Raw genomic sequence first — 25990 nt, 5'->3', positions numbered from 1 at the left:
CCTTTCAATGTTTTGAAAAAAAGTAACGTGAGCGCGGTTGCTGATTATCCGAGCCTGGCAAAGAGGGGAATCTTTGTCGCAACGCTCCTCGGAATTCATGAGTTTAACACGAAGGGCGGCGGCTTGTGGCCGCTGCTGTTGTTTGTTCAGGATGCTTGAGCAGGTGGTGCAGGGGTGTCAAACACTGCGCCACGGAACTGGGTTCCGGCCTTCACCGGAACCCAATTTGCGTGCGTACCAATATGGCGCGCACCAGTCACTTCATTACGACAGCCCCGCTTCCGCGCGCAGCAGCGCCGCCTTGTCGGTGCGCTCCCAGGTGAACTCCGGCTCTTCGCGGCCGAAGTGGCCGTAGGCCGCGGTCTTGGCGTAGATCGGGCGCAGCAGGTCGAGCATCTGCACGATGCCTTTCGGGCGCAGGTCGAAGTGTTCCATCACCAGCTGGGCGATTTTCTCGTCGGAGATGACGCCGGTGCCTTCGGTGTACACGGTGATGTTGATCGGGCGGGCCACGCCGATCGCGTAGCTCACCTGCACCTGGCACTGGCGCGCCAGGCCGGCGGCCACGATGTTCTTGGCGACGTAGCGCGCGGCGTAGGCTGCCGAACGGTCGACCTTGGACGGATCCTTGCCCGAGAACGCGCCGCCGCCGTGCGGCGCTGCGCCGCCGTAGGTGTCGACGATGATCTTGCGGCCGGTCAGGCCGCAGTCGCCCTGCGGGCCGCCGATGACGAAGCGGCCGGTCGGGTTGACCAGGAACTTGGTGCCTTCGAGCCATTCGCGCGGCAGGACCGGCTTGATGATCTCTTCGATGACGGCTTCTTCGATCTGCGAGTGCGAGACTTCCGGCGCGTGCTGGGTCGACAGCACCACGGTGTCGACCGCCACCGGGCGGCCGTCGACGTAGCGCAGGGTGACCTGCGACTTGGCGTCCGGACGCAGCCATGGCAGGCGGCCGTCCTTGCGCAGCTGCGACTGGCGCTCGACCAGGCGGTGCGAATAATAGATGGCGGCAGGCATCAGTTCCGGGGTCTCGTCGCAGGCATAGCCGAACATCAGGCCCTGGTCGCCCGCGCCCTGGTCGAGGTCCAGGCCCGCGCCTTCGTCCACGCCCTGGGCGATGTCCGGCGACTGCTTGTCGTAGGCCACCAGCACGGCGCAGCCTTTGTAGTCGATGCCGTAGTCGGTGTTGTCGTAGCCGATGCGTTTGATGGTGTTACGCGCCACCTGGATGTAGTCGACGTTGGCGTGGGTAGTGATTTCACCCGCCAGCACCACCAGGCCGGTGTTGCACAGGGTTTCGGCAGCGACGCGCGCGCGCGGATCCTGTTCCAGGATGGCGTCGAGGATGCTGTCGGAAATCTGGTCGGCGACCTTGTCGGGGTGGCCTTCGGAAACGGATTCGGAAGTGAAGAGGTAGTCGTTGGACATGGTGGCTCCAGTTACTGCTGTGTTAAGTACGTGCCGCAGCAACGGGTGCCTGCGACGCTTTAGCGACATTTATATTCCGCTTCGCAAGTTGTCTATTAACTCGGCGGATCCTGCATAAAGTGGTATTTTACGCTTCCTTCGAGAATTTTGCTCTACCAAGCCCCCTTCTTTCAACCCTGGTCAATCGCATGTTAGTTTCTTTATTCCGTGCATTATCGGTATTTCCATTGCCGTTTTTGCATGTCCTCGGATCGGCCCTCGGCTGGCTCGTCTATTTGTTGTCCGGCTCCTACCGCCGCCGCCTGCGCGCCAACCTGGCGCAGGCCGGCTATGAACGCCACCTGAACGCGGCCGTCGCGGAGGCCGGCAAGGCCATCATCGAACTGGCCTTCGTCTGGTGCGCCGATCCCAGGCGCGTGGCGCGCCACGCCAGCGTCGAGAACTGGGAGCTGGTCCAGAAGCGCCTGGACGCCGGGCGCGGCATCGTGTTCCTGACCCCGCACCTGGGCTGCTTCGAGATGACCGCCCAGCAAATCGCGCTGCAGACCGCGCTGACCGTCATGTACCGCCCGCCGAAGAAGAGCGCGCTGAAACCCCTGGTCGAAGGCGCCCGTGCCCGCCACAACCTCAAGCTGGCCCCGGCCACGCTGTCCGGCGTGCGCATCCTCGCCAAGACCTTGAAATCCGGCGAGCCGATCGGCCTGCTGCCCGACCAGGTGCCGCAGGAAGGCGAAGGCGTATGGGCGCCGTGGTTCGGCCGCTCCGCCTACACCATGACCCTGCCCGCCAAGCTGGCCCAGCTGGGCAAGGCCGACATCCTGCTGGTGTATGCCGAGCGCCTGCCGCGCGGCCGCGGCTACGTGGTGCGCTTCGTGCCCTTCGAAGGCAGCCTGGAAGGCAGCGCCGCGGACCAGGCGGCGTCCATCAACCGCGCCATGGAGCAGCTGATCGCGCGCTGCCCGGCGCAGTATTTCTGGAGCTACAACCGCTACAAGCAGCCGGAAGGCGTGACCGGCCCGGAAAGCGAGGCCGCGGCATGAGGATCCTGCTCGGCATCATGTGGCTGCTGCACTTCCTGCCGCTGCCCATCCTGGGGCGCCTGGGCGAAGCGGTCGGCAGCCTGATGTTCCTGGTGATGGGCAAGCGGCGCCACATCACGCTGACCAACCTGCGCCTGTGCATGCCCGAGAAATCCGACGGCGAGCGCCACGCCATCGCCAAGCAGCATTTCCGCGCCTACGCGCGCAGCATCTTCGAGCGCTCGATCCTGTGGTGGGCGCCGGAGGAACGCGTGCGCAGCTATATCCACGTCGAGCCAAGCGTGCCGCAGGCCGAGATGGAAGCCGGCCCGACCATCCTGCTGTGCCCGCACTTCGTCTGCCTCGACGTGGCCGGCGTGGCCTCGCGCGTGATCCCGGTGTGCAGCATGTATGTGCCGCAGAAGAACGAAGCCTTCGACAAGCTGCTGCGCCACGGGCGCGAACGCTACGGCCCGGTACGCCTGGTGACGCGCAAGGAAGGCATCAAGCCGATCCTGCGCGCACTGCGCGACGGCCTGCCCTACTTCATGCTGCCGGACATGGACTTCGGCGAAAAGGACGCCGAGTTCGTTCCCTTCTTCGGCATTCCGGCCGCTACCCTCACCGCGCTGGGCCGCATCGCGGCGACCACCGGCGCCAAGGTGATCCCGGTGGTTGCCACCTATCTGCCGAACTACCAGGGCTGGCGTGTGCGTTTCTACCCCGCGTGGGAAAATTACCCGGGCGACGACATGGTCGAAGCGACCCGCCGCATGAATGCCTTCATCGAGGAGCGCGTGCGCGAAGCGCCGGCCGAATACTTCTGGACCCACAAGCGCTTCAAGACCCGGCCGCCGGGCGAGCCCTCGTTCTACGACTAATCAGGCTGGGCTGATCCATTTCGGATCCGGTCAAGCAAAAGTGAAACAGACATGAAACTCAAATTCACCAAGATGCACGGTGCGGGCAACGACTTCATCGTCGTGGACGCGATCAACCAGGACGTCAACCTGAGCGCTGAACAGTGGCGCCGGCTGGCCGACCGCCGCTTCGGCATCGGGGCCGACCAGATCCTGGTGGTCGAGCGCCCGGTGAGCGCCGGCGTCGACTTCCGCTACCGCATCTTCAACAGCGACGGCGGCGAAGTCGAACAATGCGGCAACGGCGCGCGCGCCTTCGCCCGCTTCGTGAGCGACAAGGCGCTGTCGAGCGAGAAAAGCATCCGGGTCGAGACCATGAAGGGCATCATCGCCCCGCGCCTGGAGAGTGACGGCAGCGTGACGGTGGACATGGGCGCCCCCCAGCTCGATCCGGCCGAAGTGCCGTTCGACGCCGCCGGCCTGGGCGGCTGGGCCGAAGGAGAAGACACCACCTGGCCGCTGCCGGTGGGCGGCAAGACCGTGTTCGTGTCGGTGGTCTCGATGGGCAATCCACACGCGGTGCAGGTGGTCGCGGACGTCGACGCCGCGCCGGTGGAGACCATGGGCCCGGCGATCGAAACCCATGCGCGCTTCCCGAAACGCGTGAATGCCGGTTTCATGCAGGTGGTGGACCGCCACCACATCAAGCTGCGCGTGTTCGAACGCGGCGCCGGCGAGACCCTGGCCTGCGGCACCGGGGCCTGCGCGGCCGTGGTGGCCGGCATCCGCCGCGGCCTGCTCGATTCGCCGGTGCGCGTGTCGGCGCGTGGCGGTGAGCTCAGCATCGCATGGGCGGGCGTGGGCCAGCCGGTGTACCTCAGCGGACCGGCGGTCACGGTGTTCGAAGGCGAAATCGAGATCTGAAGGAGCAGCAATGGAAAGCATCGACCAGCGTTACCTCGTCCAGCAAAACAAGCGCAGCGACGAAGGCAAGAGTCCGCCCGTATTCGCCCGCGTAATGCGCAGCAAGGAGGGCAAGTTCGAAGGCGTCTCCTTCATCAGGAACAAGGAGAAAGCCACCGTCATGACGGTCGCGGAAGCCCAGGAAGTCATGCAGTGGGCAGCAAAGAAGAAAGGCAACGCCCACGAATATGACACCAGGATCATCTGTGTCGGCCAGTAAGCGGCACGGGCGCCCTTTCAGGACGCCCTAGCGTGTGTCGGGCGAGCGCTCTTGCCTGACTCAGGCCGCCAGGCCGATCTCGGCGCCGTCCCCTTCATCCTCGCCTTTGCCGTGTGCGCCGAGCAGCGTCCGTAAGCGGTACAAGCGCTGCCGGTAATTGCCTTCCGGCCCAGACGGCCCGCAATCGATTCCTTCGAACAGCCGCGCGATACGGTCCAGCGCATGGCGTTCCTGCGCCGTGTCGACCAGCACCAGGCGGCGCTTGCTGCGGCCGTAGCTGGCGCGGATGTCGATCACCAGGCAGTGGCCATGGTCGGCGGCCGGGACGTCGAGCAACAGCGCTTCGGCGCGCGACAGGCTGAACAGCGCCGCCAGCTCCAGCCTGGCGTGCAGCAGCGGATGGGCGCGCAGCACCTCGTCGTTCCCCTCCAGCAGCCTGCCGGTCTCGACATAGGAAGGTGAGGACAGGCGCGGCGCAATCTTGCGCAGCAGCGCCGCCGCCTCGGCGCTGCCCTGGGCTAGCGCCTTTTGCAGCCAGTACACGGCGGCGACGTCCTTGCTCTCGTTCTCGCGGCGCGCGCGCCAGGCGTTGTGGCCGCATTCGAGCTGGGCGTCGCGGTACCCCATCTCGGCCGCGCGCTCGAGGTAGCGCTGGGCATCGCCGACATTGCGCTGAGAAAACTCGGGCTTGATGTAGATGCGCGACAGCGCGTACCAGGCCTGGGCCAGCCCCTGTTCGCCGGCCAGCGTCAGCCAGCGGATCGCTTTCTTGAAATTGGCGGCGCCCGCGCCGGCACCGGCGACGATGCGGCGGCCGGCCACGTCCATGCGCGCGCAGCGCAAGCCCATCGCCAGCTGGGCATGGCGGTCGTGCTCGGCCGCTGCGAGCTCCCAGAAGCACAGCGGCTCGGCGGGCGCAAGCGCCAACCGGTGCCGGGCCAGGGCGTCGCTGCCCTCCCCATGGCGGATGCCCGACTCGACGTCGGCATCGAGCAGGCGCGCCACGCGCGACAGCAGCGCGATGTCGCCCGGCGCCAGCCGGTGCACGCCGTCCTGGCTGCCGGCCGTGCGCACCACCTCGCGCGCCAGCGGCAGCGCACGCGCCAGGTAGTCGTCCCAGTGTCCGGCATCCCAGGCCTGCTCGAGCACGGCGGAACGGGCCTCGGCCACGCCGCCGTCGGCCGCGCGCCGCAGCCAGCCCTGGGCCGCGACCGCGGACGAGACCGGGGCCGGTCCGGCGGCCGGCCGCAACGGGGCCGTATCGCGGCGGCGCCCCAGCAGCCATTGCGCATCGGGGAAGCCGGCCCGGGCCGCATCTTCGAGGGCGCGCAGGGCCTTGGCGAACATGGGCGCCTCGGCGGTGGCGCCGGCGCTGCCGTCGCCCAGCACCAGTTGGGCAAACACGAGGCCGGCATGCACGCTGCCGTCGTCGTAGGCACGCTCGTACCACGGCGCGAGGCTGCCTGCGTTGGCTCGCGCCAACGCAAGGGGAATATGGTTGCCGATCAGTTGCCAGGCTTGCCGGCATTCCTGGCGCGCGGCGCGCTCGAGCCAATGCAGGGCGGTTGGCAGGCTCTGCGGCAGGCCGGCGCTCCCGAACAGGTAGAGCTTGCCCAGCTCGAGCTGGGCAGCGGCCTGCCCTGCGCGGGCGTTGCGGATGATCGCCAGTTCTTCGCGGTTTGCCATGGTTGCTTGTCCTGGTGTGGATCGGCCGGTGCGGCCACGACGCAGGGAAGCATGGCAGCCGGCGACGCCAACACGGGCTTGCGCCTTCAAAAGTTGCCAATATACAAGAACCCCCGAAGCGCCGTCGCTGTACACCTCTCTGTGACGCAGAGTCTACGGCGTCGTCGGCATCGCTCAATTCCAATTCTCGCCTTCCTTGAGGCGGCGCAAACCCATCCAGCCAATTACGCCACGTGTTTTCCTGAAGCAATTTGTTACATGTTTTTGACACGCGTTTCAAAAATACAACAGCACGATTCGATTTATTGGCTTTCGACCAACTCGGCCCTTCATAATTGACAAAACCGACAATCTTGACGAGTCAAGCATTTAAGGTTCAGGTATCCGGGCATTCAGCTTTTAGGCCTCAATGCCAGGGATAGCTGAGATTCACTTAATAAAAGGAATACGAATAATGAAACAATCCCTCATGGCCGTCGCACTGCTTGGCGCATTCGCTGCCGGCACCGCGCACGCACAGACCTCCGTTCAGATCTATGGCACCATCGACGCAGGCATCATCAAGCGCAGCGGCCAGACCCTGAACATCGGCAAGCGTGCCTCGAACACCCTCGGCTTCAAGGGCACCGAAGAGCTGGGCAACGGCCTCAAGGCACTGTTCCAGCTGGAAATGCGCTACGAGCCGGACACCGGCACCAATGAAATCGGCGGCAACGGCACCCAGCGTCCGCTGTTCCAGGGCCAGAGCCGCGTCGGCCTGCAGGGCGACTTCGGTACCGTCCGCATCGGCCGCGGCCTGACCCCGTTCCACGAGACCGTGGGCGCCTTCGAACCGTTCCACGCTTCGCCGAGCCCGGCCGGCTTCTGGACCGACCTCGCCGTCGCCGGCTACAACTCGCAGCCGCTGGACGTCACCGGCTACTCGAACAACCGCTTCTCGAATGGCGTGTGGTACAACTCGCCGGTCACCAGCGGCTTCCAGCTGAACGCAGCGGTCGCCACCAAGGAAAACGGCGGCGGCCCGGCCGTCATCGGCCGCGGCACCGCAGCCAATCCGCAATACCCGGTGGGCGCCGAAGCGTCGTCGAACCCGTTCTCGATCACCGGCACCTACACCAATGGTCCGGCAGCCTTCATGGCCGGCTACGAGCGCAATGCCATCGAATCGAAAGTCTGGTCGATCGGCGCCTCGTTCGCCGCCACCCCGGAACTGAAGCTGATGGGCCTGTACTCGAAGCAGGACCAGGAGCACAACCGCTTCGCCAACGCCAACACCAACGCATGGGTGCTGGGCGCCAACTACACCATGGGCCCGGGCAAGTTCCTGGCCGGTTACGGTCAGAAGGACACCGACGGCCTGCAGAAGGTGAAGCAGTTCTCGCTGGGCTACGAGTACAGCCTGTCGAAGCGTACCTACCTGTACGTGGACGCATCGCGCAAGAAAGGCCTGACCACCGCGCCGTCGACCGTCAACCATTACGACGTCGGCGTGAACCACTCGTTCTAATCAGCATCACCGAAGTGCAGGCCTGCGGGCCTGCCTTCCAGGGCGGACATGGGCAACCATGCCCGCCCTTTGTTTTGCCCTGTTTTTGTAGTTTTTAAGCAACGCCAACCACGGTGCTGACCCGTCTTGCATGGGGAGTCTGTACAGTGCATTGATGCAATGGCATATTGGCAAGGCGCGTAAAAAAACGCTCGTTCGCATATAACTGGAGACGCAATGAAGAAAAGTATCCTGGCCGCGCTGCTCGGCACCTGTTTCGCAACCTCGGCCTTCGCGCAGACCAGCGTGCAGATCTACGGCATCGCCGATGCCGGCGTGATGTGGCAAAAAGGTGGCCCGACCAAGATCTACAGCGGCGGCGCCGACGGCTCGCGCATCGGTTTCAAGGGTACCGAAGACCTGGGCAACGGCTACAAGGCCATCTTCAACCTCGAGGCACGCGTCGAGCTCGACACCGGTACCCAACAGCCGACCCTGATGAACGACAATCCGGGCGTTTACCTGCTCAAGGGCATGGACGCCATCCCGGCCGCGATCCGTTCGCGCCTCCAGTCGCTGATCCAGCCGCCGGGCGGCCCGGCCGTCAACCAGGAACGCGCCCTGTTCGACCGCACCGCGATGGTCGGCATGATCACCCCGGTCGGCGCCATCCTGCTGGGCCGCATGTATACCCCGGGCTATGAAGTCTTCAACATGGCCGACACCTTCGAATCGGGCACGGCCGGCACCTGGGGCCACGTGACCGGCGGCACCGCCGGCTTCACCGCGCTGGGCGCGGACATCCGCTCGCAGGAAGCCATCCAGTACCGCATCGCCCTGCCGAACGGCATCGGCGGCTCGGTCATGTACGGTCCGAAGGGTTCGGGCTACCTCGGCCGCTACAACAAGTTCCGCGCCGGCGCCATCACCTACAAGGCCAACGGCTTCGACGTCGGCATCGGCTACAACCACGGCTACGACCAGCAGAACCGTCCAAGCCTGCGCACCACCACCGTGGGCGGCTCCTACACCCTGAACGACACCTGGAAGTTCTTCGCCGGCTTCCACAGCCAGCGCAACACCAACTCGGCGCTGCTGGCCGACTACATCGGCGGCTGGGATGCCGGCGTGACCCCGGTCCTGACCCAGCAGGGCGTGCCGGCAGCCACCCAGGCCTTCCTGCGCAACGTGTTCGTGACCAACATCACCCGCAACACCCAGCAGGACGCCAACAGCTACCAGGTCGGCGCCCACTACAAGCTGGGCAGCGGCCGCATCATGGCCTCGTACGCGCACCAGAACGACCGCCTGGCCTCGAACAGCGACGCCGACCTGTTCGCGATCGGCTACGACCACTTCCTGTCGAAGCGCACCGACCTGTACACCGTCGCCGGCTTCATCAAGAACCAGAACGACGGCCAGTACGCACCGGGCACCGCCGGCAATCCGGGCGGCTTCACCAAGCGTCCGGGCGAAGACGGCCGCGCGCTGCAAGTCGGCATCCGCCACCGCTTCTGATATCCCGCATCCCCGAGCGGGATGCGCACCAGCCCCCATCCGGCTTAGGCCCGATGGGGGCTTTTTTTCAGTGGCGCTGTCCCCATTCGCTGTTGGATCGGCTTTATCGTGAATGCGGCGGTGCGCGGAGGTCCGGCCAGCGCCGGAATTGCCAAGATGCGGCCCGCAACGACTTCCATGGAACAGATGTTCCATGCGCGTGCCGGACGCCGCCGCCATGTGCTTGGCGGGCGGCGCTTTTCCGCCGTGGCACTGCATGACTCAGGTAGAATGTTGGCCGGACATCACTCACCACACGCACATTCATGACCAGCGCAGCGCTCGACGCCCACGACGTCGCCCAATACCTCATCGACCACCCGCAATTCTTCGAAGAGCACGCCGGCCTGCTGGGCGAAGTCAAGCTGTCGAGCCCGCTGACCGGCCGCGCCGTGTCGCTGCAGGAACGCCAGATGGAGGTGATGCGCGACAAGTACCGCAAGCTCGAACTGCGCCTGGCCGAACTGACCCGCCGCGCCGAGGAAAACCACGCGATCGCCAACCGCTTCCATGCCTGGAACCAGGCCCTGCTCAAGTCGGCGGGCGGCGCTGCCATGCCGCGCGACCTGGTCGATGCGCTGGGCACCGAATTCATGGTGCCGCAGGTCTCGCTGCGCCTGTGGAACCTGGCGCCGGAGCACGCCGATGCCTGGTTCACCAGCGGCGTGTCGGACGACGCCCGCCTGTTCGCGGCCAGCCTGCGCGCGCCCTACTGCGGCCTGAACAACGACTTCGAAGCAGTGCGCTGGCTCGACGACCCGGCCGCGGTGCGCTCGACCGTCCTGATGCCGCTCGCCGTCGACGGCAAGACCTTCGGCCTGCTGGTACTGGGCGCACCGAACGACGACCGTTTCACCGCCACCATGGCGACCGACTTCCTGGTCCACATCGCCACCACCGCCAGCACCGCGCTGGCGCCGCTGCGCGCCTGATCGGAGCCACGCGATGACGGCGGCGCAGGAGCAGATGGGCTGGCCCGCACGCTACCTGGGTGAGCTGGCCACCCAGCGCCAGCTGTCGCCGCACACGGTCGCGGCCTACCGCCGCGACCTGCAGGAACTGGCCCAGCTCGCCGGCCACAAGGACTGGGCGCAGCTCACCCACCACGACATCCGCCGCTTCGCCGCCAAGCTGCACGCCGGCGGCCAGTCGCCGCGCTCGATTGCGCGCAAGCTGTCCGGCTGGCGCGGTTTCTACGACTGGCTGTCGCGCCAGCTGCCCTTGTCCGCCAATCCGGCCGAGGGGGTGCGTGCGCCGCGCCGCCCGAAAACCCTGCCCAAGGCCCTGTCGGTCGACGATGCGGTGCAGCTGATGGAAGCCAATGCCAAAGGCCATCCGGAACCGGCCGAGCTGTGCGAGCGCGCGATGTTCGAGCTGCTGTATTCGAGCGGCCTGCGGGTATCGGAACTCGCTGGGCTGGACATGGTCTACACCGAGGGCGGCAACGGCACGCCCGCCTCGCTCGGCTGGCTCGACCTGCAGGCCGGCGAAGTGGTCGTCACCGGCAAGGGCCGACGCATGCGGCGCGTGCCCGTCGGCGGGCCGGCGCGCAGCGCGCTGTCCGCCTGGCTGGCCGTGCGTCCCGCCGCCCGCGACGGCAGCGCCGCGCTGTTCCTGTCGGCGCGCGGCACGCGCGTCACGCCGCGCGTCGTGCAAAGCCGCCTGAAAGCGCATGCGCTGCGCGCGGGCACGCCGGTGCACGTCCACCCGCACGTGCTGCGCCACTCGTTCGCCTCGCACGTGCTGCAATCCTCGGGCGACTTGCGCGCGGTACAAGAGCTGCTCGGGCATGCCAGCATCACCTCGACCCAGATCTATACGGCGCTCGATTTCCAGCACCTGGCCGCGGTCTACGACAAAGCCCACCCGCGCGCAAAAGCCAAGTAAAGATCGCCAGGCAGTAGCGGGCATGGACTTGACCAATGTCAAGACGCTGCACGGTTAATGGTGATGTTGCACGAAATCCGGCATAATCGCCCGATTCTTCCACCCCGATGCGGGCGCAACCGACAGCAAAGCGAACATGGAACCCATCCCAAGCACCATCCTTACCGGCTTCCTCGGCGCAGGCAAGACCACCCTCCTCAACCGCATCTTGCATGAGGAACACGGCCTGAAGATTGCCGTCATCGAAAACGAATTCGGCCAGGAAAACATCGACAACGAAATCCTGGTACGCGACACCGGCGAGCAGATCGTCGAGATGAACAACGGCTGCATCTGCTGCACCGTGCGCGGCGACCTGATCGTGGCGCTGACCAACCTGGCCCAGAAGCGTGCTGCCGGCGAGATCAGTTTCGACCGCGTGGTCATCGAAACCACCGGCCTGGCCAACCCGGGCCCGGTGGCGCAAACCTTCTTCGTGGACGAAGAAGTGGGCGCTAACTACATGCTCGACGCGGTGGTGACCGTGGTCGATGCGCGCCACGCGATGGACCAGCTGGACCGCCATGAGGAAGCCCAGCGCCAGGTCGGCTTCGCGGACAAGATCCTGCTCTCGAAGACCGACCTGGTCGACGCCGCCGCCGTGGACGTCCTCAAGGCGCGCCTGCACCGCATCAACCCGCGTGCGCCGATCTCGACGAGCGACTTCGGCCGCGCGCCGATCTCGGAAGTGCTGGACCTGCGCGGCTTCAACCTGAACGACAAGCTGGAGCTGGACCCGGACTTCCTGCGCGCCGAGGAAGGCCATGACCACGATCACGGCCACGATCACGAGCATGGCGAACACTGCGGCCACGACCATGCCCATGGCGAGGCCTGCACGCACCACGATCACCACCACAGCCACCACACCGACGACATCGCCGCCTTCGTGTTCAAGAGCGAGCGCGCCTTCGATCCGGAGCGCCTCGACCAGTTCCTGGGCAGCATGGTGCAGGTCTTCGGCCCGCAAATGCTGCGCTACAAGGGCGTGCTGTCGATGCAAGGAGCCGACCGCAAGGTCGTGTTCCAGGGCGTGCATCAAATCATGGGCAGCGACCTGGGCGCAAAGTGGGGCGAAGGCGAACCACGTGGCAGTAAAATGGTCTTTATTGGTAAAAATTTACCAAAAGACGTATTTATGCAAGGCCTCGAACAGTGTTTGGTATAAACTACATCAGTTTTGCGGGCCGGTCCGGACCCGCTGACGACCTGCCGTGGTAGTTGGCAGGCCGGGCACCGGTGCTAGCGCGCCGGCGCATCCGGGCATCGTCCCAAGCCAGCTGCATGCCGGGCCGGGACAGGCAGTGAAGGACGGCGATCGCCGTCCGGGGCAGCAAGCGGCATGCATCTGTTGTAAAGGTGTCAATGCTGATTTTGCTGCTAAAATGAAAACCTCTGTCGTATCGAAGGCATCATGACTAAAACAACCAAACCGAATACCGCCGCGCAGCTCGAAGAACGCCTTCTGACGGAAGAAGAAATTCGGGCGATGAGCGACGACGACTACATGAATCCGGCACAGCTGGCGTTCTTCCGCAACCGCCTGCAGGAGCTCGAAAAAGAGCTGCTCAAGAATGCCGGCGAGACCACGGAACACCTGCGCGAAACCGTGCTGGTGCCGGATCCGGCCGACCGCGCGACCATCGAAGAAGAACATGCGCTGGAACTGCGCACCCGCGACCGCGAACGCAAGCTGCTCAAGAAGGTCCAGCAATCGCTGCAGGCCATCGACAACGGCGAGTACGGCTGGTGCGAAGAAACCGGCGAGCCGATCGGCATCCCGCGCCTGATCGCCCGTCCTACCGCAACCTTGTCGTTGGAAGCCCAGCAGCGCCGCGAACTGAAGCAGAAGCTGTACGGCGACTGATTCTTCCCTCTCCCATCAGTAAAAAAGGCATGCACCGCAAGGTGCATGCCTTTTTGCTTTGCGGCCGGCCCGCAACCGGACATGGCGGATCAGCCGCAGGCCGTGTCAGCGAAGCCGTTGCCGATCACGTCGGCCAGCGCGGCCTGCGTGCAAATTTGATGCCCCCAGCATTGAAGATGCGCTGATTATGCATATCAGATCATTTCCTATCGGATACACTAGACGCCAAATTCAGACGGTTGCCCTGCCGCGGGCGTGCACGCAAGCACGCCCTGCTTCGGCTGTGCTACCGTGATGACCAACTTGTCCGTTCGAACACGGGGACCATGGGGCTGTTCTCCTTCCTGAAGAAAAAAAGCGCCACGCCAGGCAGGGATGCGCAGGCAGAGCTGCCCGTACCGGACACGCGCCTGCGCGCGGGGGAACCGTCGCGCCTCGTCAGCGAGGCCGAGCGCGAGCGCCAGCGCGCCATCGCGCGCGCCACTGCCGCCAAGATCGACGAAATCGAACTCGAGATGACCTCGGCCATCTTCGACGACGAGCCGGCCTGGGGCAGCGCGGCGCGCCGTCCCGCCGCCGCCCTGCCCGTGCCCGACACTGCCGACGAAGTGCCCGATGCCGCGGCCGTGCCGGCCACCGCCCCGGCGGTCGAGGAAAGCGCCATCCTGTTCGCCAACGGCCAGGCCGCCGCCGCCGAAGACCTGCTGCGCGACAGCCTGGCCCAATTCGGCCAGCTCGAGCGCCTGCCGTGGTGGATGCTGTTCGACCTGTACCAGGCCACCGGCCAGGAAGCACGCTTCGAGAGCATCGCCATCGACTACGCCAGCCACTTCGAAACCTCGCCGCCGGCCTGGCAGCCGCTCCAGCCTGCCGAGGATGCGCCGCAGCTGACCGGGGTGGCCGCCACCGAGCGCTTCGGTCCCGTCCTCGACCGCGCCATCGGCCCGCGCCTGCAGCGCCTGCTCGCCCCGAACGCCCCGCTGGTGCGCATCGACCTGGGCGCGGTGCGCAGCGCCGATGCCGAAGGCTGCGCCCTGCTGCTCCAGGCCTTGCAGTCCTTGCGCAAGGAGGGGCGCGAACTGGTGCTGGCCGGCGCCGACACCCTGATGGCGACCCTGCGCCCCATGCTCGTCATCGGCGACCGGACGTCCGGCGAAGCGCCCTGGCTGCTGCTGCTCGAACTACTGCTCCTGTCCAACCGCGAAAAAGATTTCGAGGAATCGGCGATGGACTATTGCGTCACTTTCGAAGTCTCGCCGCCCTCCTTCGACACCCCGAAGCACGTCTCGACCGCCGCCCCGGCCCCGGGCGCGGGCGACCGCTTCCTGCTGCCCGCGCTCGCGCTGGGCGAGTGCAAGGCGCTGCTGGACGCCATCGACGCCTACGCCGAGGGCCGCACGCTCCTGGTGCTGGACTGCTCGCGCCTGGCGCGCATGGACTATGCCTGCGCCAGCGCGCTGCAGGGCCGGCTGCGCGCGCATACGGAACAGCAGCGGCGCGTCGAACTGCGCGAGCTGAACCACCTGGTCGCCGCCCTGCTGCGCCTGCTCGGCTACGCGCACGACGACAGCAGCATCCGTCTTTACCCGCACCGCTACTGACGCGCTGCCGCCGAGCCGTCCCGAAAAGTCATGCTTACGTCAGCTGGGCACGGCAATGCTGGACTCGTAAGAATCCGCACCAGGAATTAAGGCTGAGCTCATCTTGCAATTCCAAGCACCCACCCCATCTGCGGGTGGCTAGACAACCACGAGGCTTAATATGGAACAATTTCACGGCACCACCATCGTCAGTGTGAGGCGCGGCAGCCAGGTCGCGCTGGGTGGCGATGGCCAGGTCACGCTGGGCAACGTCGTCATGAAGGGCTCGGCGCGCAAGGTTCGTACCCTGTACCAGGGCAAGGTCCTGTGCGGATTCGCCGGCGCTACCGCCGACGCTTTTACCCTGCTCGACCGCTTCGAAGCCAAGCTCGAGAAGCACCAGGGCAACCTGCTGCGCGCCTCGGTCGAGTTGGCCAAGGACTGGCGCACCGACCGCATGCTGAGCAAGCTGGAAGCCATGCTGCTGGTTGCCGACCGCGAATCGACCCTGATCATCACCGGCAACGGCGACGTGCTCGAGCCGACCGACGGCCTGGGCGCAATCGGCTCGGGCGGCGTGTACGCCCAATCAGCCGCCAAAGCCCTGTTCGAAAACACCGAGATGCCGCCTGCGGAGATCGTGAAAAAATCGCTCACCATCGCGGGCGAGCTGTGCATCTACACCAACCTGAACCACATCATCGAGACCCTGGAATGAACCAGTCCCCCATCATGAACATGACCCCGCCCGAGATCGTCTCGGAACTGGACAAGCACGTGGTCGGCCAGGGCAAGGCCAAGCGCGCGGTCGCGATCGCGCTGCGCAACCGCTGGCGCCGCCAGCAGGTCGCCGAGCCGCTGCGCCACGAGATCACCCCGAAGAACATCCTCATGATCGGCCCGACCGGCGTCGGCAAGACCGAGATCGCACGCCGCCTGGCCAAGCTGGCCGATGCGCCCTTCATCAAGATCGAAGCGACCAAGTTCACCGAGGTCGGCTATGTCGGCCGCGACGTCGACACCATCATCCGCGACCTGATCGACATCGGCGTCAAGCAGACCCGCGCCAGCGAACAGAAGAAGGTGCGCCAGCGCGCCGAGGACGCCGCCGAAGACCGCGTCATCGACATCCTGGTGCCGCCGGCGCGCGACTTCGGCTTCAACGTCAGCAATACTCCCGAAAGCAAGGACGGCGACGCCACCCGCCAGACCTTCCGCAAGCGCCTGCGCGAAGGCGCGCTCGACGACCGCGAGATCGAGATCGACGTGGCCGACGCGGCCCCGCAGATGGAAATCATGGCGCCGCCGGGCATGGAAGAAATGACCGAACAGATCAAGTCGATGTTCGCCGGCGTCGGCAATGCGCGCAAGAAACCGCGCAAGATGAAGATCAAGGAAGCCATGAAGCTGCTGGTCGACGAGGAAGCCGCCAAGCTCGTCAACGAGGACGAGCTCAAGCAGAAGGCAATCGCCAACGTCGAGCAGAACGGCATCGTGTTCCTGGACGAGATCGACAAGATCGCCACCCGCTCGGAACACGGCGGCGCCGACGTTTCGCGCGCCGGCGTGCAGCGCGACCTGCTGCCGCTGGTCGAGGGCACCACGGTGAACACCAAGTACGGCATGATCAAGACCGACCACATCCTGTTCATCGCCTCGGGCGCGTTCCACCTGTCGAAACCCTCGGACCTGATCCCGGAGCTGCAGGGCCGCTTCCCGATCCGGGTCGAACTGGAATCGCTGTCGATCGAGGATTTCAAGAGCATCCTGACCTCGACCGATGCCAGCCTGACCAAGCAGTACGAGGCCCTGCTGGCGACCGAAGGCGTGAAGGTCGACTTCACCGCCGAGGGCATCCACCGCCTGGCCGAGATCGCGTTCTCGGTCAACGAGCGCACCGAGAACATCGGCGCGCGCCGCCTGTACACGGTGATGGAAAAGCTGCTCGAGGAGATCTCGTTCACGGCCGGCGCCGCCGGCGAGCAGACGGTCACGGTCGACGCGGCCTATGTCAACGACCGGCTCGACAAACTGGCGGTGAACGAAGACCTGTCGAGGTACGTACTGTAATCAAGGAAAGAGGAGGACTGGCGATGGCGAACAAGGCACTGGCGACGCGCCAGAAGATGCGGCTGCGGGTGGAACCGTCCCAGCAGTTCGGCAAGCCGCGCAACCCGATCGCGGCGCTGGCCAAGGCGCGGGCGGCCGGACCGCACGCCAAGCCGCTCTCGAGCGAGCGGCAGGAGGCCAAGCGCATGCTCAAGAAGGCCAAGCTGGTCGCCGACGACGACTGAGCGCCTCCTCTTTCGACTGACTTTCCCCTTGGCGGGCCGCGCAAGCGTGCCCGCCTTTTTTTACGTTCGCCCGCGATCTTGCCTGCAAGACCGTTCACAGGTACATTCAATCGACATGACATGTTGACGACAGGAATAGCATGAGCTCCCCCGAACTGGTACTCGACGTGCTGCGCGCGGAAATGCGGACCGCCAGCATCACCTACAAGGACTTGGCTGCACGCATCGGCGTGAGCGAATCGAGCGTCAAGCGCATGTTCGGGCAGAAGGACATGGCCCTGTCGCGCCTGGCGCAGATCTGCCAGGTGACCGGCATCGCGCTGGAAGACGTGCTGCGCCGCGCGGCCGATGCCCGCCCGCAGGCCGACGCCCTCACCCTGCCGCAGGAAACCTCGCTGGTGGCCAACCCGCGCCTGCTCCTGATGGCGATCTGCTGCCTCGGACACTGGTCGCTGGAACAAGTGCTCGAGACCTATCGCCTGACCGAGCCCGAATGCATCACCCTGCTGGCCGAGCTCGACCGTCTCGGGCTGATCGAGCTCAAGCCCCTGAACCGCTACAGCCTGCGGGTCTCGAACGCCTTCCGCTGGCTGCCGGGCGGCCCGGTGCAGCGCTATTTCCGCGAGCATGTGGTGGCCGATTATTTCGCGGGCGGCTTCGACCGGCCCGGCGAAGTGCTGATGTGCCTGCCGGCGCGCCTGTCGAGCGGCAGCGCGCAAGAACTGGCGCAGAAGATCGAACAACTGGCCGGCGAACTGGCGCGCCTGCACCGCAACGACCGCCGCTTGCCGTCGCAGGAGCGCGACGGCTATACCTTGCTGGTGGGTTTCAGGTCATGGGAGTTCGCCGCCTTCACGGCGCTGCGCCGGACCTGATCCCGCGAGTCCTCCGTCCCGGAGGATTCAGGCATGGCCGATCCCGGCGCTGCTGTACATGCGTTCGAATTCCCAGATCGGCATCGGCCGGCCCAGCAGGTAACCCTGCAGGGTGCCGCAGCCACCCTCCACCAAAAAGTTGCGCTGGGCTTCGTGTTCCACCCCTTCGGCAACGATGTCGAGCTTGAGCTTGCGCGCCAGCGCGATGATCGCTTCGATGATCGGTGCCGCATCCGGGTTGCGATGGACGTCGTGCACGAAGGAGCGGTCGATCTTGAGTGCCGCCAGCGGAAAGTGCCTCAGGTAGGCAAGCGAGGAATAGCCGGTACCGAAGTCGTCCAGCGCAAACCGCACGCCGTGGCGGCACAGCGTGTGCATGCGCTCGATCGTCTCCGCGACATTTTCGGCCAGCACGCTCTCGGTCAGTTCCAGGCACAGCTTGTCGGCCGGCGCCCCGGTGCGCAAGAGGATGTCGGTCACTTTGCCGGTGAAGTCCGGATTGTGCAGCTGGTGCGCGCTGACGTTGACCGCGAGTTCGAGCGTGCCGAGCATGCGGTCGTCGCGCCAGCGCACCAGCGCGCGGCAACTTTCCTCGAGCACGTACTGGCCCAGCGGCACGATCAGGCCCGAGGACTCCGCCAGGCCGATGAACTCGCCGGGCGCGAGCAGCTCGCCGTCGGCGCGGCGCCAGCGCACCAGTACCTCGGCGCCGACCAGGCGCCCGCGGCTGCAGAACTGCGGCTGGCAGAACAGCACGAACTGGCGCGCCGACAGGCCTTCGCGCAGCGCCTGCTCGAGGGCCGCCTGGTGCTCGGCGGAGGCCTGCATGCGCGGATCGAAGAAGCGGGCGGTATTGCGCCCGTCCGACTTGGCGCGGTACATGGCCAGGTCGGCCTGCTTGAGGAGGGTCTCGACGGCGGCGGCGGCGCCGTCGAACAGGGCCACGCCCATGCTCGGCGTGCTCAGGAACAGGCGGCCGTTCAGGTAGTAAGGCTGGCCCAGGGCCGCCTGCAGTTTTTCCAGCACATGCTGGGCCTCGGCGACCGCCTCGCGCATGCTGTCGCCCAGGTTTTCCAGAACCAGCACGAATTCGTCTCCGCCCAGGCGCGCCAGCTGGTCGCAATGGCGCAGCGTATGGCGCAGGCGCTCGCCGACCTGGCGCAGCAGCATGTCGCCGACGTCGTGCCCCATCGTGTCGTTCAACAATTTGAAATTGTCCAGGTCGAGGAAGATCACGGCCCCCAGCAAGCCCGAGCGCTCGCTGCGCGCCAGCGCCTTGTCCAGTTCCTCGAGCAGCAGGCGGCGGTTCGGCAGGCCGGTGAGGTGGTCGAAATTGGCCAGTTCGTAGATGCGCTGCTCGGCCAGCTTGCGCTCGGTCAGGTCGGTGTTGGTGCCGGACACCCGCAGGGCCTTGCCCTGGGCATCGCGCGTGACCAGGCCACGCGACAGCACCGGTACGTAATGCCCGTCGCGATGGCGCAGGCGCCACTCGACGCTGTAGGTCTCGTTGTCGCCGCCCAGCAGCGTCTTCCAGTAGTCCACCAGGGCTGGCCGGTCGTCCGGATGCATCAGTTCGAGCCACAGTTGGCTGTCGACCCGCAGCTCCCCCGGCTGGTAGCCGAGCATGTTCCACCAGCGTTCGGAATAATAGATTTCGTCTTTGACGAGGTCGTAATCCCAGGGCGCATCGGTCGAACCCTGCAGCGCCAGGCGCAGCCGCTCCTCCGATTTCTGCACTTCCTGTTCAGCCCGCTTGATCGCCGTACAGTCGGTAAAGCACACCACCACCCGGCACAGGGTGCCGCCGGCATCGAACTCGGGGTAGGCATTGCAGATGACCCAACGGACCCGTTCCGCTTCCGGGCCGGGAACGCCAAGGACTTGCTGGGATACCTTGCTGCCGGTGCGCAGGACCAGGTTGACGGGAAACTGCTCGGCCGGCATCGGCGTGCCGTCGGCGCACAGCAAGTGCCAGGCCGTGTCGCTGGATTCGGTGCCGCGCAGTTGCTCGGCACTTTTTCCTATGAGTTCGCAGGCGAGCCGGTTGGCGCCCAGGATGCGGCCGTCGACGCCATGCACGACGACGCCGGCCGGCAGATGATCGAGCAGATCGTCGAGCTGGGGCTGGATATCCGCGGCAGTTCTGGGAGTCATGGCGCGCTGCAATGCAAGTTGGCCGGCTTGCCTGCGATCTTAGCATGTGCCTCCCGATCCGTAGCGCGCTTGCCGTGCGCGCTGCGGCCAGGCAGGCCCTAGCGGCGGACCCGGCTGGCTTCCGGCATCAGCCACAGCAGCGCCAGCAACACGTGGACCGCCGCGCCGAACGGCGCGTACCAGAGCGACAGGACGATCGCCAGCGTGTAGAGCCCGATCGACAGCCGGTTCTTGCGGCTGCCCCATGCATGCACGCGGCCGCTGCCCCCTTCCACGTCCAGCCGCCACGACAGCAGCATGAAGGAAATCGAACACAGCAGCAGTACCGCGCCGTACAGCGCGACCGGCACCGGCGCCATCGGATGTTCGCCGGCCCAGGCCGTCACGTAGGGAATCAGGGACATCCAGAACAGCAGGTGCAGGTTGGCCCACAGGGCGGCGCCGTCGACCTTCGCCACACGCTCGAGCAGCGCATGGTGGTTGACCCAGTAGATGCCCACGTACACGAAGCTGAGCGCATAGCGCAGCCAGCCCGGCAGCACGCCGGCCAGGTCGGCCGCGGCGGTGCCATGCGGGGGCTTGAGCTCCAGCACCATGATGGTGATGATGATGGCGATCACGCCGTCGCTAAAGGCTTCCAGGCGGTTCTTGTTCATGGTCACGCTGCCTCCGGCGCCGCCGGCACCAGGTGCAGGCACAGGATCGCTACCGGCACGACCAGTGCCACGAAACCGAAGGCGCGGTAGGCGAAGGCCGCGGCGGCGCAGCCGAGGGCGAAGGACAGCACCGGCCAGAAGAACTTGGCGCAGCGCGCCCGGGTTCCCGTGTCGGCGGCGCCGCGCAGCCAGTCGACGGCGTCGATCACGAGCTGGGTGACGTTTCCGGTCATCATCGAGGTCGGCGCCAGCTGGGTCAGCAGCAGCTTGCTGGCTGCGCTGTGCGCGCCCATCGCGGCGGTGCCGAACAGGCCGGCCGCCATCGCCAGCGCGCCGGCGCTCTTGCCCACCGGTTCGGCCAGCATGCCGCAGGCCATGAAGCCCAGCAGCAGCCCCAGCTGCAGCAAGTAGGACGGCTTAAGGGCGGCCTTGCCGCGCCGCTCGCACCCCACCACCAGCAGCCGCGCCGCAGCGATGCCCAGGATGAAGGCCGGGAAGGCCAGCAGTTTCAACAGCGAGGGCGTCTGCGCCGGGTCGGCCAGCGAGGCCGCGATCAGGACGAAGTTGCCGGTGACGTGGGCGGTGAACAGGCCGAACAGGGCGACGAAGCCGAGGGTGTCGACATAGCCGGCCAGGAAGCCCATGCTGGCACCCTGCAGGCGCTGGAAGCGTGCGCTCGTCATGATCAGAACGCGAAGCAGCTGCAGCCGAAGGTACCCCAGAAGCTGCCGAAATCCGAGACCGGAACGTTCGACTTGCGCGCGCGGTCGTGGCTGTGGGCATGCACGCCGCAGGGACCGGAGCACTGGTGCGGCATGGCCATCTGCGATTGCGGCTGTGGAGCCGCCTTGCGCCAGAGGCCCGGCACCTTCTGCACCGGTGACCATTCGGGCAGCACCGGGATCGGGGCCGGACCCAGGTCGCTGAATTCGGCGGCGCCGTAGACCACCTTGCCGCCGACCACGGTCAGCACCGATTCGATCGCCTTGATGTCTTCCGGATCCACCGTGAAAAAATCGTCGGACAGCGCCACCAGGTCGGCCAGCATGCCTTCCCGGATCCGGCCCTTGCGGCCCTGCTCGTTGGAGAACCAGGCGCTGCCCGAGGTCCACAGCTCCAATGCGACCGCGCGCTCCAGCAATCCATTCTCGCCGTACAGCGGCAGGCCGCCGACGGTGCGGCCGGTCACCAGCCAGTACAGCGCGGTCCACGGGTTGTAGCTGGCCACGCGGGTGGCGTCGGTGCCGGCGCCGACCGGCACGCCCATTTCCAGCATCTGCCTGACCGGCGGCGTGGCTTGCGCCGCGTCGGCGCCGTAGCGGTCGACGAAGTATTCTCCCTGGAAGGCCATGCGGTGCTGGATCGCGATGCCGCCGCCCAGCGCTTTTACGCGCTCGATGTTGGCCTGGCTGATGGTCTCGCAGTGGTCGAACATCCAGTGCAGGCCATTGAAAGGAATCTCGCGGTCGATCTTCGCGAACACATCGAGCATGCGCGTGATCGATTCGTCGTAGGTGGCGTGCAGGCGGAAGGGCCAGCGCTCGGTGACCAGGTGGCGCACCACTTTTTCCAGCTCGTCTTCCATGCCTTCGGCCAGTTCCGGGCGCGGCTCCAGGAAGTCCTCGAAGTCGGCCGCCGAGAACACCAGCATCTCGCCGGCGCCGTTGTGGCGGTAATAGTCGCTGCCCTGCCCCGGCGTCACCATGCCGGTCCAGCGCTGGAAGTCTTCCAGCTCCTGGCCCTTGTTCTGGGTGAACAGGTTGTAGGCGATGCGGATGGTGAGCTGCTCGTTGCGGTCGAGCTCTTCGATGACATTGTAGTCTTCGGGGTAGTTCTGGAAGCCGCCGCCGGCGTCGATCGCGCTGGTGATGCCGAGCCGGTTTAGCTCGCGCATGAACTGGCGCGTCGAATTCACCTGCAGGTCGTAGGGCAGCTTCGGGCCCTTGGCCAGGGTGGCGTACAGGATCATCGCATTGGGCCGCGCGATCAGCATGCCGGTCGGGTTGCCGCTGGCGTCGCGCTGGATCTCGCCGCCCGGCGGGTTCGGGGTGTCTTTCGTATAGCCGACGGCGCGCAGCGCCGCGCGGTTCAGCAGTGCGCGGTCGTACAGGTGCAGGATGAACACCGGCGTATCCGGCGCGGCGGTATTGATTTCTTCCAGCGTCGGCATGCGCTTCTCGGCGAACTGGAATTCGTTCCAGCCGCCCACCACGCGCACCCACTGCGGATTCGGCGTGCGCAGGGCCTGTTCCTTCAGCATGCGCAATGCGTCGGCGAGCGAAGGCACGCCTTCCCAGCGCAGCTCCAGGTTGTAGTTCAGGCCGCCGCGGATCAGGTGCAGGTGCGAGTCGTTCAGGCCCGGGATTACGGTGCGGCCGTTCAGGTCGATGACCTGGCTGCCGGCCTGGCGGTGCCGCATCACGTGTTCGCGGTCGCCGACGGCGAGGAAGCGGCCGTCCTGGATGGCGACCGCACTGGCGGCCGGCTGTTCGCGGTCGAGGGTGGCGAACTTGCCGTTGACGAGGATGAGCGGCGCCGTGGCCTGGGTGGACTGTGCTTGCATGTTTCGACTCCTGAAGGGTGGCGTGATGGTCCGCCTCGATGGGCGGACCAGTGGGCGGCTTGGCTTAGCGGGCCGGGACCGGCGCGAGCACTTCGTTCGTGCCCTGGTTGCGCGCCGGGGCCTTGTGCACCATCGTGTAGGCGTAGTCGACGCCCATGCCGTAGGCGCCCGAGTGTTCGGTGACGATCCGGATCACGGCATCGTAGGTGTCGCGGTGGGCCCAGTCGCGCTGCCACTCGAGCAGGACCTGCTGCCAGGTGACCGGCACCACGCCGGCCTGGATCATGCGCTGCATGGCGAAATCGTGGGCGTCCTTCGAGGTGCCGCCCGACGCGTCGGCCACCATGTAGATCTCGTAGTCGCCTTCCAGCATGGCGCACAGGGCGAAGGTGGTGTTGCAGACTTCGGTCCACAGGCCGGCCACGATGACCTTCTTCTTGCCGTTCCTGGCCAGGGCGTCGCGCACCTTCTGGTCGTCCCAGGAGTTCATCGAGGTGCGCTCGAGGATGGGGTGGTCCGGGAACACGTCCAGGATTTCCGGGTAGGTCTTGCCGGAGAAGGAATCGGTCTCGACGGTGGTGATGATGGTCGGGATGTCGAACACCCTGGCAGCCTTGGCCAGGCCGACCACGTTGTTCTTCAGGGTCTGGCGGTCGATCGACTGCACGCCGAAGGCCATCTGCGGCTGGTGGTCGATGATGATCAGTTGCGAGTTTTCCGGGGTCAGGACTTCGAGTTTGGCCTTGTTCATGATGTATTCCTTCAATAAGTAGTTGGATGTCGGTGCGTCGTTTGAAATCGGATCAGCCTGGACGGGACTCGTCGGCGGCCTCGGGTTTGGCGCTGGGAACGCCGGTAATGCGGGGCTGGCATTCGCCGGCGAACCAGGCCCTGGTAATCGGTGCGCCGTCGATGAGGCGTTTGGCTACCGGTACCACCTGCTCGCCGAGCAGCATGCCGAGCAGGCCGACCAGGGCGATGGCCGGCGGGGCCGGCGAACGGACGTTGATCAAGCCGTACACCACGCCTGCCAGGATGCCGGCGCCGAGGGAAACCAGGTACATGCTGTGCTCCTTGTTCTGCTGTGCGCCACAGACTGGCGCGGACTCTTATCGTCGAACTAATCGATTCTCAGGAACAGTCATCTACCGCCCTAATCTGCTTCGTGTTCGATGCGATGGAGTGATTATGCGTGGCTAAAAAGGAAATGAAAAACGGATAATTTGCAGCTGCATGATCGAAATTTTCGAACATACCTGTGCGGCTACGAGCGGGATGGTGTCGTCTTCGAAGGCGGATGGCGGATGGCCTGCGCCGGGGATCTGGCACATGCTGCAACAGCGGCCTGCGCCTGGCAAGAAGGAAAGCGCAATCGATCAGGCAAGGGCGCGCTTGACCGCGCCAAAAGAAACGGGCGCCAGGGGCGCCCGCGGAATGAAGCAATGTCGGCGTGGTTCAGGGCGCGTTGCGCTTGACCACCGTGCCGCCCTGGATCACCACGGCCGGCGCTTCCAGCAACTGCACGTTGGCCGTCGGGTCGCCCTGCACCGCGACCATGTCGCCATAGCGGCCGGCCTCGACGATGCCGACATCGTTCCGGCCCAGCGCCTCGGCCGCATTGATGGTGGCGGCCTGGATCGCCTGCAGCGGGCTCATGCCGTACTTGACCATGACCGCGAACTGCTTGCCGTTGTTCCCGTGCGGATGGACGCCGGCATCGGTGCCGAACACCATCTTCACGCCGGCCGCGTGCGCCTTTTTAAAATTCTGGCGCTGGATTTCGGTCACTTCGCGGTCCTTGCGCAGGTTATCTTCCAGAACGCCGTTCTTCTTGCCCTCGGCGGCCGTGTAATCGCCGTTATAGATGTCCATCGACAGGAAGGCGCCGTGTTTCTTTGCCAGCGCAATGCCTTCGTCGTCGATCAGGCTGGCGTGCTCGATGGTGGTGACGCCGGCGCGGATCGCGTCCTTGATGCCGGCCGCGCCATGCGCATGGGCCGCCACCTTCAGGCCCCACTGGGCCGCCTCTTCCACCGCGGCGCGCAGTTCGGCGTAGTTCATCTGCTGCTGGCCGGGTTCGGTGTTGCGCGAGAACACGCCGCCGGTGGCGCAGACCTTGATCACCTGGGCGCCGTACTTGCGCAGCGCGCGCACCGACTTGCGGACCTCTTCCGGGCCGTCGGCGACATACGGGTTCTTCTGTTCCATGGAAGGCGGGAAATAGGTGCTGTCGCAGTGGCCGCCGGTGGCGCCGAAGGACCAGGCCGCGGGAACGATGCGCGGGCCGCGCACCTTGCCGGCGGCGATGGCCTGGCTCAGGCCGACGTCGTTCCAGTCCGAGGCGCCGACGTTGCGCACGGTGGTGAAGCCGGCGTCCAGGGTCTTGCCCGCATGGGCGACGGCAAGCGCCGACCAGAAGCGGTCGTTGTATTCGAGGTAGCTGTAGCCGCCGTAGGTGGGGTCGGAATCGAGGTGAACGTGCATGTCGATCAGGCCCGGCACCAGGGTCATGCCCGGCAGGGCAATGCGCGTGCCGTCGCCGGGCGCCGCCGCTGCCGGCGCCGCCGACGCTGCAGCGCCCGGCTTGACGCTGACGATGCGGCCGTCGCGCACCAGGATCTCGGGGTTCTGCACCATGCGCCCGGTGCGCACGTCCAGCAGGCGGTCGGCGGTAATGGTGACGTCGGCGGCCTGGGCCGCGGACCAGCTCAGGGCGGCCAGGCAGGCCAGGGCGGCCCGGGAAAGGACGGCCCGTGAACGGGCAGCCCGTGAATGGGCGATCGGTGACGTGCGCGTGGTGGCGGTACGATTCAAGGGCTTCCTCCGGCGTGTTATGGATTTGACAGGTTGCAA

At 66.0% G+C, this 25990-nt stretch carries 24 protein-coding genes and 1 riboswitch; of the genes, 15 read left to right on the top strand and 9 right to left on the bottom strand.

What is annotated here, in order from left to right:
* Positions 1-22 precede the first annotated feature (22 nt).
* Positions 23-96: riboswitch (S-adenosyl-L-homocysteine riboswitch) on the bottom strand.
* A gap of 168 nt (positions 97-264) precedes the next feature.
* A complete protein-coding gene (gene metK / locus AB3347_RS09195; RefSeq protein WP_369091479.1) occupies positions 265-1431 on the bottom strand; it encodes a methionine adenosyltransferase in 1167 nt (388 codons plus the stop codon).
* A gap of 188 nt (positions 1432-1619) precedes the next feature.
* Between metK and AB3347_RS09190 the strand changes: the two genes are divergently transcribed.
* The 4 genes from AB3347_RS09190 to AB3347_RS09175 are packed head-to-tail and all read left to right on the top strand — an operon-like array spanning position 1620 to position 4493.
* Complete coding sequence (locus tag AB3347_RS09190) at positions 1620-2471, top strand: lysophospholipid acyltransferase family protein (protein ID WP_369091478.1); 852 nt, start codon at positions 1620-1622, stop codon at positions 2469-2471.
* Positions 2468-3331, top strand: coding sequence for a lipid A biosynthesis acyltransferase (locus AB3347_RS09185; protein ID WP_369091477.1), 864 nt, complete (start codon positions 2468-2470; stop codon positions 3329-3331). The genes AB3347_RS09190 and AB3347_RS09185 overlap by 4 nt, the downstream gene beginning before the upstream one ends.
* 51 nt (positions 3332-3382) lie before the next feature.
* Complete coding sequence (gene dapF / locus AB3347_RS09180) at positions 3383-4234, top strand: diaminopimelate epimerase (protein ID WP_369091476.1); 852 nt, start codon at positions 3383-3385, stop codon at positions 4232-4234.
* A gap of 10 nt (positions 4235-4244) precedes the next feature.
* Entirely contained in the window at positions 4245-4493 is a 249-nt protein-coding gene (locus AB3347_RS09175) for a hypothetical protein (RefSeq protein ID WP_369091475.1), read from the top strand.
* A gap of 60 nt (positions 4494-4553) precedes the next feature.
* Here AB3347_RS09175 and AB3347_RS09170 read toward each other — a convergent pair whose 3' ends face one another.
* Positions 4554-6179, bottom strand: coding sequence for a hypothetical protein (locus AB3347_RS09170; RefSeq protein ID WP_369091474.1), 1626 nt, complete (start codon positions 6177-6179; stop codon positions 4554-4556).
* A gap of 454 nt (positions 6180-6633) precedes the next feature.
* On the opposite strand from AB3347_RS09170, the gene AB3347_RS09165 reads away from it, so the two are divergent.
* The 11 genes from AB3347_RS09165 to AB3347_RS09115 all read left to right on the top strand — a co-directional run bounded on the left by AB3347_RS09165 (position 6634) and on the right by AB3347_RS09115 (position 17764).
* A complete protein-coding gene (locus tag AB3347_RS09165; protein WP_369091473.1) occupies positions 6634-7686 on the top strand; it encodes a porin in 1053 nt (350 codons plus the stop codon).
* 216 nt (positions 7687-7902) lie between these two features.
* Positions 7903-9183: a porin gene (locus tag AB3347_RS09160; protein ID WP_369091472.1), complete on the top strand. Its 1281-nt coding sequence runs from the start codon at positions 7903-7905 to the stop codon at positions 9181-9183.
* A gap of 305 nt (positions 9184-9488) precedes the next feature.
* Positions 9489-10154 carry a DUF484 family protein gene (locus tag AB3347_RS09155; protein WP_369091471.1) on the top strand — a complete coding sequence of 222 codons (666 nt, stop codon included), beginning with the start codon at positions 9489-9491 and terminating at the stop codon, positions 10152-10154.
* Between the two features lie 13 nt (positions 10155-10167).
* Complete coding sequence (gene xerC, locus AB3347_RS09150; RefSeq protein ID WP_369091470.1) at positions 10168-11109, top strand: tyrosine recombinase XerC; 942 nt, start codon at positions 10168-10170, stop codon at positions 11107-11109.
* A gap of 136 nt (positions 11110-11245) precedes the next feature.
* The gene (locus tag AB3347_RS09145) at positions 11246-12316 is read left to right on the top strand and encodes a GTP-binding protein (RefSeq protein WP_369091469.1); all 1071 of its coding nucleotides are present in this window, start codon (positions 11246-11248) and stop codon (positions 12314-12316) included.
* A gap of 246 nt (positions 12317-12562) precedes the next feature.
* A complete protein-coding gene (gene dksA, locus AB3347_RS09140) occupies positions 12563-13015 on the top strand; it encodes an RNA polymerase-binding protein DksA (protein ID WP_369091468.1) in 453 nt (150 codons plus the stop codon).
* Positions 13016-13341: 326 nt separating this feature from the next.
* Positions 13342-14616 (top strand): STAS domain-containing protein, encoded by a 1275-nt coding sequence (locus AB3347_RS09135; protein WP_369091467.1) that lies wholly within the window; start codon positions 13342-13344, stop codon positions 14614-14616.
* A gap of 160 nt (positions 14617-14776) precedes the next feature.
* Positions 14777-15313: an ATP-dependent protease subunit HslV gene (gene hslV / locus AB3347_RS09130; protein ID WP_369091466.1), complete on the top strand. Its 537-nt coding sequence runs from the start codon at positions 14777-14779 to the stop codon at positions 15311-15313.
* 14 nt (positions 15314-15327) lie between these two features.
* Positions 15328-16665, top strand: a complete 1338-nt coding sequence (gene hslU, locus AB3347_RS09125) for an ATP-dependent protease ATPase subunit HslU (protein WP_369091514.1) — start codon at positions 15328-15330, stop codon at positions 16663-16665.
* A 23-nt stretch (positions 16666-16688) separates the two neighbouring features.
* The gene (locus AB3347_RS09120) at positions 16689-16889 is read left to right on the top strand and encodes a hypothetical protein (RefSeq protein ID WP_369091465.1); all 201 of its coding nucleotides are present in this window, start codon (positions 16689-16691) and stop codon (positions 16887-16889) included.
* A gap of 140 nt (positions 16890-17029) precedes the next feature.
* The gene (locus AB3347_RS09115; RefSeq protein ID WP_369091464.1) at positions 17030-17764 is read left to right on the top strand and encodes a helix-turn-helix domain-containing protein; all 735 of its coding nucleotides are present in this window, start codon (positions 17030-17032) and stop codon (positions 17762-17764) included.
* A gap of 27 nt (positions 17765-17791) precedes the next feature.
* Here the strand turns inward: AB3347_RS09115 and AB3347_RS09110 are convergent, their stop codons facing one another.
* The 7 genes from AB3347_RS09110 to AB3347_RS09080 form a co-directional block, all read right to left on the bottom strand.
* The gene (locus AB3347_RS09110) at positions 17792-19918 is read right to left on the bottom strand and encodes an EAL domain-containing protein (RefSeq protein WP_369091463.1); all 2127 of its coding nucleotides are present in this window, start codon (positions 19916-19918) and stop codon (positions 17792-17794) included.
* 98 nt (positions 19919-20016) lie between these two features.
* Positions 20017-20574: a TMEM175 family protein gene (locus AB3347_RS09105; protein WP_369091462.1), complete on the bottom strand. Its 558-nt coding sequence runs from the start codon at positions 20572-20574 to the stop codon at positions 20017-20019.
* Between the two features lie 2 nt (positions 20575-20576).
* The gene (locus tag AB3347_RS09100) at positions 20577-21257 is read right to left on the bottom strand and encodes a YoaK family protein (protein ID WP_369091461.1); all 681 of its coding nucleotides are present in this window, start codon (positions 21255-21257) and stop codon (positions 20577-20579) included.
* A gap of 2 nt (positions 21258-21259) precedes the next feature.
* Complete coding sequence (locus AB3347_RS09095) at positions 21260-23137, bottom strand: amidohydrolase (protein ID WP_369091460.1); 1878 nt, start codon at positions 23135-23137, stop codon at positions 21260-21262.
* A gap of 64 nt (positions 23138-23201) precedes the next feature.
* Positions 23202-23888: a hydrolase gene (locus AB3347_RS09090; RefSeq protein ID WP_369091459.1), complete on the bottom strand. Its 687-nt coding sequence runs from the start codon at positions 23886-23888 to the stop codon at positions 23202-23204.
* 52 nt (positions 23889-23940) lie between these two features.
* Positions 23941-24201 (bottom strand): DUF1427 family protein, encoded by a 261-nt coding sequence (locus AB3347_RS09085; RefSeq protein WP_369091458.1) that lies wholly within the window; start codon positions 24199-24201, stop codon positions 23941-23943.
* Positions 24202-24592: 391 nt separating this feature from the next.
* Positions 24593-25951 (bottom strand): amidohydrolase family protein, encoded by a 1359-nt coding sequence (locus AB3347_RS09080; protein ID WP_369091457.1) that lies wholly within the window; start codon positions 25949-25951, stop codon positions 24593-24595.
* Positions 25952-25990: the final 39 nt, after the last annotated feature.

Source organism: Massilia sp. X63 (genome assembly GCF_041023745.1).
Lineage (GTDB): Bacteria > Pseudomonadota > Gammaproteobacteria > Burkholderiales > Burkholderiaceae_D > Telluria.
This window is presented reverse-complemented; position numbering and strand designations above follow the sequence as displayed.